This is a genomic window from Blautia intestinihominis, assembly GCF_040096655.1.
GTDB lineage: Bacteria > Bacillota > Clostridia > Lachnospirales > Lachnospiraceae > Blautia_A > Blautia_A intestinihominis.
Genome location: NZ_JBBMEI010000012.1, coordinates 17,414 through 30,905, shown reverse-complemented (window position 1 = coordinate 30,905; position 13,492 = coordinate 17,414). Strand labels below are relative to the sequence as shown.

At 44.9% G+C, this 13,492-nt stretch carries 10 protein-coding genes; all 10 read right to left on the bottom strand.

Annotated elements, in window-relative coordinates; translation table 11 throughout:
- Nucleotides 1–3: 3 nt before the first annotated feature.
- The gene (gene hemZ, locus WMO75_RS05630) at nt 4–1,554 is read right to left on the bottom strand and encodes a coproporphyrinogen dehydrogenase HemZ (RefSeq protein WP_118252654.1); all 1,551 of its coding nucleotides are present in this window, start codon (nt 1,552–1,554) and stop codon (nt 4–6) included.
- Nucleotides 1,526–2,155: an MBL fold metallo-hydrolase gene (locus WMO75_RS05625; RefSeq protein ID WP_302701034.1), complete on the bottom strand. Its 630-nt coding sequence runs from the start codon at nt 2,153–2,155 to the stop codon at nt 1,526–1,528. The genes hemZ and WMO75_RS05625 overlap by 29 nt, the downstream gene beginning before the upstream one ends.
- A gap of 26 nt (nt 2,156–2,181) precedes the next feature.
- Nucleotides 2,182–4,515 (bottom strand): RelA/SpoT family protein, encoded by a 2,334-nt coding sequence (locus WMO75_RS05620; protein WP_118698658.1) that lies wholly within the window; start codon nt 4,513–4,515, stop codon nt 2,182–2,184.
- 65 nt (nt 4,516–4,580) lie between these two features.
- On the bottom strand, nt 4,581–5,105 hold the full coding sequence (locus WMO75_RS05615) for an adenine phosphoribosyltransferase (protein WP_022214369.1): 525 nt from the start codon (nt 5,103–5,105) through the stop codon (nt 4,581–4,583).
- Nucleotides 5,106–5,219: 114 nt separating this feature from the next.
- Entirely contained in the window at nt 5,220–6,932 is a 1,713-nt protein-coding gene (gene recJ, locus WMO75_RS05610) for a single-stranded-DNA-specific exonuclease RecJ (RefSeq protein WP_022214370.1), read from the bottom strand.
- Nucleotides 6,933–7,015: 83 nt separating this feature from the next.
- Nucleotides 7,016–9,442 (bottom strand): protein translocase subunit SecD, encoded by a 2,427-nt coding sequence (gene secD / locus WMO75_RS05605; protein WP_118698657.1) that lies wholly within the window; start codon nt 9,440–9,442, stop codon nt 7,016–7,018.
- Between the two features lie 24 nt (nt 9,443–9,466).
- On the bottom strand, nt 9,467–10,831 hold the full coding sequence (gene scfB, locus WMO75_RS05600) for a thioether cross-link-forming SCIFF peptide maturase (protein WP_022214372.1): 1,365 nt from the start codon (nt 10,829–10,831) through the stop codon (nt 9,467–9,469).
- A 94-nt stretch (nt 10,832–10,925) separates the two neighbouring features.
- Nucleotides 10,926–11,066, bottom strand: coding sequence for a six-cysteine ranthipeptide SCIFF (scfA, locus tag WMO75_RS05595; protein ID WP_015541285.1), 141 nt, complete (start codon nt 11,064–11,066; stop codon nt 10,926–10,928).
- A 76-nt stretch (nt 11,067–11,142) separates the two neighbouring features.
- Entirely contained in the window at nt 11,143–11,493 is a 351-nt protein-coding gene (locus WMO75_RS05590; protein ID WP_022214373.1) for a TIGR04086 family membrane protein, read from the bottom strand.
- Nucleotides 11,494–11,557: 64 nt separating this feature from the next.
- Nucleotides 11,558–13,219: a midas domain-containing protein gene (locus WMO75_RS05585; protein ID WP_243111572.1), complete on the bottom strand. Its 1,662-nt coding sequence runs from the start codon at nt 13,217–13,219 to the stop codon at nt 11,558–11,560.
- Nucleotides 13,220–13,492: the final 273 nt, after the last annotated feature.

Sequence of the window (13,492 nt, the reverse complement as noted above, 5' to 3'; positions counted from 1 at the left end):
TGCCTAGAGCCATTTCTGTATTCCTGCACGTTTTCTTTCTATCATTTCATCGATACGGGAAATATAATTAGTTACGTCTTTGACATTCTCTGCACGCTCGATGCGTCTGCCATGGTCAAAGACCAGTTTGGATGAGCCGCCTGCGCCAAGGGCAATGATCGGCTGTTTTTCTTCCATAATTAGTATATTGTAAATCCCGGCTTTGTCAACCTTTGCATAGCCTACATTTTCAAAATTACCCTTCATATTCTTCTGTCTGTACAGATAATAAGGTCCCATTTCCATTTCATAGGCTGTTTTCATGGTCATATCCATGATCTCCTGGTTGTTCTCAAACGTCATTTCCTGATATTTGTCTTTGAACATATTCAGGCGCGCTGCTCTCTTTACCGCCAGGGAATGTACCGTCAGACTGTCAGGTGCAAGCCGTCTGACTTCCTCTAATGTATGCTCCACCATCGCTTTGTCCTCACCTGGAAGTCCCACGATCAGGTCCATATTGATATTATCAAAGCCACACTCTCTTGCAAGTTTAAACGCCTGCTCTGTTTCCTGTACCGTATGTCTGCGTCCGATGATATCCAGTGTCTCCTGGTTCATGGTCTGTGGATTTACAGAAATCCTCGTGACAGGGTAATTTCGGATCATCATCAGTTTTTCTCTGGTGATACTGTCCGGTCTTCCTGCCTCGATCGTAAATTCCACAAGGTGCTCGCAGTCAAAATGTTCCATAAGGGAATCAAACAGGACTTTCAGCTGTTCTGGTTCCAGAGTAGTCGGTGTTCCGCCTCCGATGTAGACAGTGTCCAGTTTTTTACCCTTTTGTCTCATAATCTCAGAGACAGCTTTGATTTCTTTGCACAAAGCCTCAAGATACAGATCTACCCTGTCCTTCCACTGTTTCAGCGGATAAGAGCTAAAAGAACAGTAAAGGCAGATACTCGGGCAGAACGGGATTCCGACATAAAGACTGTAACCATTCTCATAATCAATGTCCTTCAGGATTTCCCGCTCTCTGTTTGCGATCGTGATCGCCAGTGCAGTTTTCTGGGGGCTGACCATGTAGCGGTCTCTCATTTCCTGCGCTGCTTCTGTGTTTTTCATTCCGGACTCAATAAGTCCCATTGCCAGCTTCGCCGGACGGATCCCGGTCAGGTTTCCCCATGGAAGGGTTTTGCCCGTCAGGCTGACCAATAACCTGTACAGTGCCAGTTTCACGATGTCCTTGCGTTCTTTACGGATTGCATGTGCCTGTTCTTTCGCATCAGCATCTTCTGACGCCGAACAAGAAACAAGGGCATCCGAAGACTGCCCTTCTACAAATTCTGCACTTGTCACACCTTTGTTCTCATGATCCTCATAGCGGATCATGCAGGACTCATCCTGCTTTTCGATCCGGAAATAAAGATCACAGCCTTCCTTTCTCTCATCATAGGAAGAAGTGATTTCACTTCCTGGATAAAAAGCACGGATCAGTTCATAAATATCATGTTCAAATTCTTTATCAAGAAAAAGTATATCAATCTTATACAAATGGATTGTACCTCTTTTCATAACCGATTGTTGTCGATGCATCATGCCCCGGATATACCTCTGTCTCATCCGGCAGTGCATCCAGAAGACGATGAAGGCTTCTGACGATTGCTGCTGTGCTGCCCTCCGGAAAATCCGTTCTTCCTACTGATCCATGAAATACGGTGTCGCCACTGAAAAGCACACCCTCATCCTTGATATAATAACAGCAGCTTCCAACAGTATGTCCCGGTGTCTCGATCATCTGTACTGAAAATCCGGCCAGTTCTACGGTCTGAAGATCCTTAAGATAAACATCCGCATCCAGTGTACAGCTTCCATGGCCAAACACTGACAGATTCACCTTCGGATTCAGAAGTGTTGTCTCTTCTTTTTCGCTTGCATAGATTGGAATATTGTATTTCTTTCTTACCTCATCTGCTGCCATGATATGATCAAAATGACCATGCGTCAGAAGGATTCCGACAGGCTTGCCCTGCATCTCGGAAACTTTGCGCTCGATCGTATCCGCCGCATCTCCCGGATCCACGATCAGCAGTTCACCATTTTCTTTATTTTTGAGGAAGTAGCAGTTTGTGTATACACTTCCGACAATGCATTTTTGTAATTCCAGTTTTTTCATGCACTCTTTCTCCTATATATCGTTCATCAGCCTGGAGTTCCACGTTCTACATCAAGTACGCTCTCGATCTGACGGAGTTTCTCAATGAGAGACGCCAGTTCTTCCTTGCTTCCGATCTCAAAGCTGATGGAAATTGTGGCTTTCTCCTGCTTGTTGGTACGGCTGTTGATCGTTCGCATATCAATCTTACGTTCTGTGAACACTTTAGAAAGGTCTACCAGAAGACCTGTACGGTTATTGGCAAATACCTGAATATCTGCCATATATTTCTCAGAGCTTTTGTTCTCTGTTGGCTGCCATTCTGCCTCGATCAGACGGGAACGGTCTGTCTCTGACATGTTCAGAACGTTTACACAGTCCGTCCTGTGGATCGTGATTCCACGGCCTCTTGTGACAAAACCTACGATCTCATCTCCCGGAATCGGACTGCAGCACTTGGAAAAACGGACTGCAACATCATGGATACCCTTTACTACGATTCCGCCCTTGTTCTTGGTTATATGAAGCTTCTCCTGCTGTTCACCGGCCGCCTCAAGGACCTGCTCATCAGTAAGATGCTTCTGATTTTCCTTCTCATAAGCTTCCAGTAGTTTATTGAAGACCTGGCCTTCCTTAAGTCCGCCATGTCCGATTGCTGCCAGCACAGAATCCCAGTCACGGAAACCATACTTGCGCATAACAGATTCCAGAAACTGTGATTTGGTATAATTACTGATCTTATATCCCTTGGACTTCGCATACTGTGTCAGCATTTCCTTGCCCTTGAGGATATTGTCTTCTTTAAGTTCTTTCTTGAACCACTGATTGATCTTGTTCTTTGCCTGTGTACTCTTGACGATCTTGAGCCAGTCACGGCTCGGTCCCTGGGAATTCATCGAAGTGATGATCTCAATACGGTCACCATTCTTGATCTGATACTCGATCGGGACAAGCTTGCCGTTTACTCTCGCACCTACCATACGGTTTCCTACCGCACTGTGTACACTGTACGCAAAATCGATCGGTGTGGAACCATTCGGCAGAGTCTTGACATCTCCCTGCGGAGTAAAGCAGTAAACACTGTCCGCAAAAAGGTCTAGGTCATTCTTGAGAAGGCTCATGAACTCCCTGTTATCGGACATGTCCTTCTGCCATTCAAGGATCTGACGGAGCCAGTTCAGCTTCTCCTCCTCGCGCTTATCTACCGGCAGTTTGCCATCGGAAGATTCCTTATATTTCCAGTGTGCAGCGATACCATATTCTGCTGTCTTGTGCATTTCGAAAGTACGGATCTGGATCTCAAATGGCTGTCCATTTGGTCCGATCAGTGTGGTATGCAGGGACTGGTACATATTTGGCTTCGGCATGGCAATGTAATCCTTGAATCTGCCCGGGATCGGTTTGTACATCTCATGGATGACGCCAAGGGCTGCATAACAGTCCTTGACTGTATCTACCAGAATACGGACTGCAAACAGATCATAAATCTGATCGATCGTCTTGTCCTGATTGACCATCTTCTTGTAAATACTGAAGAAATGCTTGATTCTTCCATCCACCTGTGCCTTGATTCCGGCATCGTCCATATGCTGCTTGACCTGGCTTACGATATTATTGACAAATTTCTGGCGTTCACTCTTACGAAGAGCGACCTTGTCCACAAGATCATAATATACATCCGGTTTGAGATATTTCAGTGACAGGTCATCCAGCTCCACCTTGATCTTGGAAATACCAAGACGCATGGCGATCGGTGCATAGATGTCCATGGTCTCTCTTGCCTTTTCCTGCTGTTTCTCCGGTCTCATATACTGCAGGGTACGCATATTATGAAGTCGGTCAGCAAGTTTGATCAGGATTACACGGATATCCTTTGCCATGGCAAGAAACATCTTACGAAGGTTCTCTGCCTGCTGTTCTACCTTGTCTGAGGAATAGCTCAACTGTCCCAGTTTTGTTACACCATCTACAAGAAGCGCAACCTCTGCGCCAAATTCCTTCTCCAGTTCCTCGCAGGTCATCCAGGTATCTTCTACAGAATCATGAAGAAGACCTGCAACAATTGTTTCCTTGTCCAGTTCGAGATCGGCAAGGATGATCGCAACGCACAGCGGATGAATGATATACGGCTCTCCTGACTTTCGCTTCTGATCCTTATGTGCCTCTCTTGCAACTTCGTATGCCTTCTCTATCATAGAAATATCCGTAGAAGGATGATATTTCTTTACGCTGGAGATCAGCTCATCGTATAAGACTTCCGGGCTTGTAAAATCATTCATGGATTTTACTGCCGCATCTGCCCGTTTTACAGATTCCAGTTTTTCTTTTTCTACCTGATCCGGATTCTTCTCAGGCTGTGCATTTTGTTTCTTCTCTGCCATTCTCTCCCACCTGCCTGCCATCGTTTAGATTTTGTATCTGTGCTTCTTATCGGGTTACTTCTACATTATTTGCCATCGTATTTGATGACAGAAGCTACATCATAGCCTGCAAGTTTTTCTCTGCCTTTCAGTCCGGCAAGTTCCATAAGGAAAACAACCTTGACTACTTCACCGCCAAGTTCCTCTACCAGTTTGATCGCAGCTTCGATAGTACCGCCCGTTGCGATCAGGTCATCTACGATTGCAACCTTCTGTCCTGGTTTGATGGAATCCTTATGCATCTCGATCGTGGCACTGCCATATTCCAGATCATAGCTCTGTGAGACAGTTTCGCACGGAAGTTTGCCCTTCTTACGGATCGGTACAAATGGTTTGTGAAGATTGTATGCAATCGGCACGCCAAAGATAAATCCTCTGGATTCTGTTCCTGCGATCACATCTACCTCTGTATCCTTAAGACAGGCCTGCATGGAATCAATTGCAAGCTGTAAACCATCCGCATCCTGAAGAACACTTGTTATATCACGAAAAATAATGCCCGGTTCCGGAAAATCCGGAATGCTTCTTACATAATCCTCTACTCTTTTCATATATGCGTACCTCCGACTTTTTGTATAAATCTAGGTAATCAGTATATCACTTTTTTTTGATGGAATCAATGTCTAACCCGACAAGAGTCGTGAAAATACAGGGATTTTCGACTTTTAACAGTAGTTGCGAATGACAACCTGCAGGGTTTCACGTCCCTGATATACATTGATCTCCGGGTAATATGTCACGGAAATCTCCTCCTGCTGCCGTACAAAATCCGCAAATTTCTCCGCTTCTCCGAAGTACACCGCATCCATCTGCATGCCGGTCTGATCCTCCAGTTTCATCTTTGCCACATTCTGATTCTTCCCAAAAATCCTTAAGTTTAAAACCCGTAACCCCTTTTGTGCAAAAATCGGCTTGGTGTTTCCTTTGCCAAACGGCTCCAGAATTTTTAACTGCTCTGTAAGTTCCCTGGAAAGATAAGAAACCGGCATTGGTACATCGATCACGATCTTTGGACGGAGTTCTTCTTCTGTCAGAGTACAGTTTGCATTCAGCTGTTTTCGGAACAGTTCAACATTTTTTTCTTCGATAGAAAGTCCTGCTGCCATCGGATGTCCGCCAAACTGGATCAGAAGATCTCCGCATTTGACCATTTCTTCGTACATTGAATACGCTTCTATGGAACGGCCGCTTCCCTTGACAGAGTTTTCACCCTTTGTGAGAACAAAGACCGGTTTATGATACTTTTCACGGATCCTGCCCGCAATGATACCTGCAAGACTTTCGTGACAGTCCGGAAGATAGACCACCAGCACACGATCCTCATTTAAGCCCGTCTCTTCGATCAGGCGGATGGCTTCTTCTTTTCCTTTTTCTGTCATTGCCTTTCTGCTCTGGTTCAGGGCAAGAAGATCTCCCGCCAGCTCTGCTGCCTTTTCTTCGTTTGTTTCGCAGAGAAGTTCCAGTGACCTCGCAGCCGTGTCAAGACGTCCGCTGGCATTGATGCATGGTCCAAGCACAAAACCTACATGATATGCCGTGATCTCCGCACCATCCAGATTATTCGCACGGATCAGTGCCCGAAGTCCCGGTGTATGTGTCGCCGAAAGCTGTCTCAGACCTTCTTTTACGATGATCCTGTTTTCTCCCTGCAGATCCATGACATCGCCAACGGTCGCAACAGCTGCCAGTTCTGTAAAATCCAGAACTTCACTTTGTGAGATTCCATTTTTTTCATATAATGCCCAGATCAGTTTCCATGCAACGACTGCCCCGCAGAGGTTTTTGTTCGGATACGCACAGTCTGCCTGTTTCGGATTGATCACCGCATCTGCCGGCGGTATGATCCATTCTTTTCCATTTTCTGTCTCTTGGAATGGAATGTCATGGTGGTCAGTGATAACTACCGTCAGGCCACGTTCCTTTGCATCCGCGATCTCTGCCGAAGCTGCAATTCCATTATCACAGGTGACGATCGTATCAATCCCATCCTCCACTGCTTTCTGGATAAGCTGTTCATGGATTCCATATCCATCTTTGATCCTGTCCGGAATATAGGTGTCCGCATCCGCCCCCAGTCTCTGGAATCCTTTGAGCAGAATGCAGGTCGAGGTAACGCCGTCTATATCATAATCCCCGATAATCCTGATTTTTCTGTGTTCTTTTATTTTTTCCTGAAGGATCTCCACTGCTTTGTCCATGTCTTTCAAAAGCCACGGTGATGGAAGTTCCTTTAATGTCCCATAAAGATAGGAACGGATATTTTCTGTTCCTTCTACATCCCTGTTCCTGATCAGTCTTGCGATCACCGGATCGATCCCGAATTCCTGGCTGATCTTCTGAAAATCTGCACGTTTCGCGCAGACTACCCATTTTTCCATAGTTCTTTCTCCCTGTGTCTTCTTCCATAAAATACATATTCCCGGAACAGATATCCTGCCCGGGAATATGGTTTATTTATTGATTATTCTGTTTTGTTTTCGTTATCTGCCGCTTCTTTTGCCGCTGCTTCCTGAGCTGCGAGACGTTCTGCAACTCTCTTGCGGTTTTTCTTCTTCGGCTGATTCTTATCCTTCTTGGAAGGCTGATTGTTCTGTGCTGTATTGGTCGGCTGTTTTGCAGAAGATTTGCTGGAACCTGCTGTCTTGCCAGCCAGCGCTGCCTGTGCCACGGCTTTGCCCTGGCGGCGCTTCATTACCAGCCACAGTGCACCTGTAATGCATACAGAAGAATATGCACCGCAGATCACACCTGCCATCAGAGGAGCTGCAAACTCACGGATGGAGGATACTCCAAGGATGTACAGTACTGCAACCATTACGAAGGTTGTAAAGGAAGTATAAATACTTCTTGTCAGTGTCTGTGTGATACTATCGTTTACGATCTGCTCCAGATTATCCGGATTCTTTCTTCCATGCATGTTCTCACGGATTCGGTCAAAGATGACGATCGTTGCGTTAATAGAATAACCAACGATTGTCAGCATGCAGGCAATAAAGGTATTACCTACAGAAATTCTGGAGATCGCATAGAATGCAAGAACAACCAGAACGTCATGGAGAAGTGCAAGGACCGCACTGCTCGCAAAACGGATATCCTTGAAACGGAACCAGATGTATACCAGCATGCAGAGTGTTGCAACAAGAACTGCAACGATCGCATCTCTTCTCATCTCAGAACTTACAGTAGCAGAAATACTTTCTGTTGTGATCAGGCTGTCATCTACATCGAAGTTCTCAACCAGAGCCTGATCCAGTTTCTCACGTTCTTCCTGTGACAGAGTACGTGTCTTGATCACTACCTGATTTGTTCCAGATACCTTGGTCGGCTGTACATTCTTGTCTCCTGTAACCTCTTCTACAACTGGTGTAACTTCAGAATCGATCTGCTTGATATCCATATCTTCGTTGAATGTTACTGTTGTAGCTGTACCACCGGAGAAGTCAAGTGCATAGTTTAATGCTGTTCCGCCAGTCTGATGATGAACCACCATTGCAACCGGACCGCTCAGGATCAGGATAATGGAAATAATGAAAAATACTTTACGCTTTCCAACAAAATCAACAAATTTACGCTGTTTTGCACTTCCGTAGAATTTCGGATCACGGACACCTACTGCATACAGTGCATTTACGATCAGTCTTGACACAACCAGTGCGGTAAACATAGAAACTACGATACCAATAGCCAGTGTGTATGCAAATCCCTTAACCGTACCGGAACCTAACCACATCAGGACCAGTGACGCGATCAGAGTTGTAACATTACCATCAAGGATTGCGCTGAACGCTTTGGCAAAACCTGCTTTGATGGAAGTTCTCACGGAGCTTCCTGCTGCGATCTCCTCCTGGATACGTGCGTAAATGATAACGTTGGCATCCACCGCCATACCGATACCAAGGATGATACCCGCGATACCTGGAAGAGTAAGTGTAATATCAAATGCATTCAGTGTGATCAGCACGATCGCTGTATACAGAACCAGTGCTACACCTGCAACCACACCAGGAACACGATACATCAGGATCATAAAGATGATGACGATCACAAGTCCGATCAAACCTGCCATAACGCTGGTGGAAATTGCTTCCTCACCAAGCTGTGCTGCTACTACGCTGGAACGGAGTTCTTCAAGTTCGATACTCAGAGAACCGATGCGGATATAGGAAGCAAGATTCTGTGCTTCTTCTACACCTGACATACCGGTGATCTGTGCCTGTCCTCCGGTGATTGCTTCATTTACCTTCGGAGCACTTAAGATCTGGTTATCATAAACGATTGCAATCTGTTTTCCGACATTTGCCTCTGTTGCTTCTGCAAATTTCGTCTTACCTTCATCTGTAAGAGTCAGGCTGACAGCATATTCTCTGGAACTGTTTTTGTCAGACTGGAAAGCGCCTCCCTGGGCATCCTTCACATCTGTACCTTCCAGTACTACTGATCCTGCTTCGCGGATCTCATCCAGACTTCTTGCAAGCGCATAACCGCTTCCTGTGCTTGAGAAGTTTGCATTACCGTCATCGTCTGTCTGTGTGATAAAACACAGAGAACCAGGTTTACCAAGATCATTGAGGATCTGGTCTGCATCTGTTACTCCTGGGATTTCTACTGCGATACGGTCGCTTCCTTCTTTGTACACCTGTGCTTCTGTACTGTACTGTTCTACACGCTTCTGGAGCTTGTATACAGTATCTGACATGTCTTCAGCACTTGGGTTGCTGTCTTTTGCCTGATAGGTAATGCTGACACCACCTGACAGGTCCAGACCGGTCTTGATGTTCTTTGCTGCACCGGTTCCTGTTGGTCCGAGGCCAATCCCAGCCGTGTAACACAGAAAGACTGTGATAATGGCGGTCAGGAGCAGCGCAACGATTGCTCTGTTTTTCTTCATCGTTCTTTCCTTTCCTGAATTATTTTATTCCGCTAATGCGGCCTTTATCATGATCGCGCACTCCACTCTCTTACGCTGAAGTTCGCATCCGATATCATAATTGCCATTAATATCTTTCTGGAAATGATAAGCATTGGCAGCACATCCGCCACTGCAGTAAAATCTTGCAAAGCAGTCCTTGCAGGATTCCTTTGTATATACATTACATTTGCTGAAATCGCAGCGGATCTCCGGTCTTGTGATTCCCTCGTCCACATTTCCCATAAGGAACTGTTCCTCACCAACAAACTGATGACATGGATAAAAATCACCCCACGGAGTTACCGCCAGATATTCGGTTCCTGAACCACATCCGGACAGACGCTTGTACACACAAGGACCACCGGTAAGGTCGATCATAAAGTGGAAGAAATTGAAGCCCTTGCCGGCCTTTTCCCTGGCGATCATTTCCTTTGCCAGTTTATCATATTCTTCCTTGATCTGCGGGATATCTTCTTCTCTGATCGCATAATCCTCTGTGTCAGCCGCAACTACAGGCTCTACAGAGATCTGCTTGAATCCGAGATCTGCCAGATGCAGAACGTCATTGGAGAAATCAAGATTATGATGAGTAAAAGTACCTCTTACATAATACTTGTCCTGATTTCTGGATTCTGCGAATTTCTGGAATTTCGGAATGACCAGGTCATAGCTTCCGGCTCCCTTGCGGAACGGACGCATGAAGTCATGGACTTCCTTACGGCCATCTACGCTGAGAACAACATTTCCCATCTCACGGTTACAGAACTCCATCACTTCGTCGTTGAGAAGGACACCATTCGTGGTAAGTGTGAAACGGAACTTCTTATTATGAAGTTTCTCCTGTTCTCTTCCGTAGGCAACCAGGTCCTTGACCACCTGCCAGTTCATCAGCGGCTCACCGCCAAAGAAATCAACTTCCAGGTTTCTTCTTGAACCGGAATTTGCGATCAGGAAATCCAGTGCTTTCTTTCCAACCTCGAAGGACATCAGCGCACGTCTTCCGTGATATTCTCCTTCTTCGGCAAAACAATATCGACAGGCCAGATTACAGTCATGGGCAATGTGCAGGCACAGAGCCTTAACTACGGTCTGTCGATTCTTGGTAAATTCTTCTATTACATTCTCATATGCATCTCTGGTAAAGAGCATTCCCTGCTCCTTAAGTTTCTCGCACTCGGAAACAGAAGTACGGATATCTTCTTCCGGGAAACGATCCTTTAATTTGGAAACAATTTCCTCTGCGTTCAATCCTTCTTCCATATATGGAAGCACTTCGTATGTAACCAGGTCTACCAGATGGATGCATCCACTGTTTATGTCCAGAACAATATTGTATCCATTGTTCTGATATCTGTGAATCAGACTCATCTCTCTGAAAATCCTTTCATTATAAAAACTTTTTAATCATAAGAATAAGCAGCGGATTTCACTCCGCTGCTTAACTGATTGCTTTGAACTTGCTTTATTTGTTCTCGCAGCTCTGATTTCCTACAGTACAGGAAGTTTTGCAAGCAGACTGGCAAGATGTCTGACATTCACCACATCCACCTTTTTTCACTGTGTTCTGCAGATTCTTTGTATTTAATGTTTTGATATGTTCCATATTATCATACCTCCTTATGTATAGTTATCTGGGCATAGTATAGCATAAATCCTGCTCAATTAAAAGCATTTTTTTCTTAAGATAGCATGCCTCCAAGAGTACCTCCTCCAAGGCACATACAAAGCGTTGTTATCATATGTCCCGGGCTCATATCCCAGCTTCCGCTCACGATAAAAGAAACAGTTCCCAAAAGTATGAAATAAGAGAGACCTACCAGGGCGCCCCAGCGGTATTTCTCTCTCCTGGTGATCTTTCCCGCCAGAAATCCACCAGCCATGCAGGAGATCACATAAATCACGATAATCCCAACCGTGACCGGACCTGTCCCGATATCCATCTGGAATACAAGAAATGCAAGAAGCAAAAGACATATTCCTGTCAGCGCATACGCCAGAAACAAAGATCTGAGTACTGCTTTTATTTTCATGCAGGCAACCCTCCCATATAGATTATATGAAAGGATCACCTGTATATTCCCTCGGATTTATTTATTATTTTTTTCTTTTTCTCAGATAAACGATCACACCAACGATAGCTGCTGCTGCAATTGCAAGGATCACAAATGGAAGAATGCTGGTCGTATCTCCTGTATGTACCGCTTTAACAGAACTACTGTTATCTTCCTCACTGTTCTCATCTTCGTCAGAAGAATCTGAAGAAGTCTGTGCAGTACTGTCCTCCGGTGCAGATGTAACTTCTGTATTCGTGGTATCTGCTGCTGAACTGTCTGTAGTCGTAGTTGTATCTGCTGTATCAGCGGCTGCTGAATCATTTGTATCATCTGCTACTGGTGTGAGATCCGCTGAACCGGCAGCATCCGGAGTTTCTGTCACTACTGCTGTGTCGTAGCCATCTTCCTCAATTTCCTCACCAACCAGTGTCTTACTTCCTGCAATTCCAAACGGACTGAAAGAATGTGTGCTGAAAATCATGGTACTTCCATCTACACTCGGCACAATTGTTTCCATTGCTCCGCTGTCCAGAAGATGTTCGATCGTATAGCTGTAGCCGGCTTTAACCGGAACTGTCACACTGACGTATTCTCCATCCGGAACCTCATATTCTGTATCATTCTTGAGATCCCACAGTTCAAACTCGTAGGACTGGAAGACATTTGCCTCAGATTCATTGGTAAATTCATAATCATCTCCACTGGCAACACGGAACTGAACATAGTACGGCAGGTCGATTCCTGATACGGTAATTCCATTTGCACTGTGATTTTCTTCAGCAAGTGCTGCCTTCTGAGCATCAGTCAGATCTTCCTCAAAATCTGTAGAACGGTTATCCTCTTTGATATCCTTGTCTGCACCATCAAAGATATTGTCCTTGTCAGCTTCCGGAGTCACTGTTGCCTCTGGTGTCTCGGTTGTTTCCGGTGTTTCTGTTACTTCTGGTGTCTCAGTTACCTCCGGTGTTTCAGATGGAGTGACCTTCGCATCTTCTTCGGCAGTATCTTCTGTTTTGTTGTTTTCTTCGGATTTCTGCTCTTCCTTTGTATCTGTTTTGGTTGTTTCTGACTCACCATCAGCTTCTTCTGACGGCTCCTCAGTGATTTCTGCTTCTTTCTCAGAGCTTTCTTCTTCAGCCGGAGCTGCTGTTACTTCTGGTGCTGCTTTCTGGTCATCCTCTGCTGAATCTTCCTTCTGCCCCTCATTTGCGTCGGAAGAATCCTGGTTTTCGTCATAATTATCCTGATTTTCGTCATTTTCTGTTTCGGAATCGTTATAATTTTCGTCATAATTCTCCGAAGAATCTTCATTCCACTCATCAGATTCCTCTGAATTTGATTCCATTCCACTTACAACCACTGTCACAGTGCTGTAAATTGCGTCAGATTCTCCATCCCATCCGGAAATTTTTGACAACACAGAAGAATCGTATGGTTTGAATACGACATCATACGACTGCACCCTTTCAGACGGCACGCTGGATGAATCTACCCAGGAAAGTGTTCCATACTCACTGTCCGGAAGTGAAATATCAGAAAGCGGCATTGGCTGTTCTACGGTCACGTTATCCGGGATCAGACTGCTTAACTGCACAGATGTGCTCTCAGCATAAGCCGGTGAAACTGAAACCTGTCCTGCCATAAGAGTTGCTGCAAGAGCTGCAATTGCAAAAAGATGCATATTTTTATTATTATTTTTCATAATTATTCTACCTCAATCTATTCTAAACATTATATAAATGATCAACAATTTATCCTGACCAGATGTGCTTATGTTATAATTCATTTCATTGCCCGTCCATAAAATCCGCTCAGTTATATTCTATCTATCAGTAAATTTAATTCAAATATTCTGACATTACTTTTTTCAAGATATGCCAAACTTCAATATACCAAACTTTTACCTTTTTGTAAATATTTCGTAACATAATATTTTCTTTTACGACACACGTATTATATCACAGTTCTGCTTTTT

Coding starts and splice junctions, on each gene's coding strand:
- WMO75_RS05585 (WP_243111572.1), bottom strand. CDS start 13,219: ATGAAAAATAATAATAAAAATATGCATCTTTTTGCAATTGCAGCTCTT.
- scfA (WP_015541285.1), bottom strand. CDS start 11,066: ATGGAACATATCAAAACATTAAATACAAAGAATCTGCAGAACACAGTG.
- WMO75_RS05625 (WP_302701034.1), bottom strand. CDS start 2,155: ATGAAAAAACTGGAATTACAAAAATGCATTGTCGGAAGTGTATACACA.
- scfB (WP_022214372.1), bottom strand. CDS start 10,831: ATGAGTCTGATTCACAGATATCAGAACAATGGATACAATATTGTTCTG.
- hemZ (WP_118252654.1), bottom strand. CDS start 1,554: ATGAAAAGAGGTACAATCCATTTGTATAAGATTGATATACTTTTTCTT.
- WMO75_RS05615 (WP_022214369.1), bottom strand. CDS start 5,105: ATGAAAAGAGTAGAGGATTATGTAAGAAGCATTCCGGATTTTCCGGAA.
- WMO75_RS05620 (WP_118698658.1), bottom strand. CDS start 4,515: ATGGCAGAGAAGAAACAAAATGCACAGCCTGAGAAGAATCCGGATCAG.
- recJ (WP_022214370.1), bottom strand. CDS start 6,932: ATGGAAAAATGGGTAGTCTGCGCGAAACGTGCAGATTTTCAGAAGATC.
- WMO75_RS05590 (WP_022214373.1), bottom strand. CDS start 11,493: ATGAAAATAAAAGCAGTACTCAGATCTTTGTTTCTGGCGTATGCGCTG.
- secD (WP_118698657.1), bottom strand. CDS start 9,442: ATGAAGAAAAACAGAGCAATCGTTGCGCTGCTCCTGACCGCCATTATC.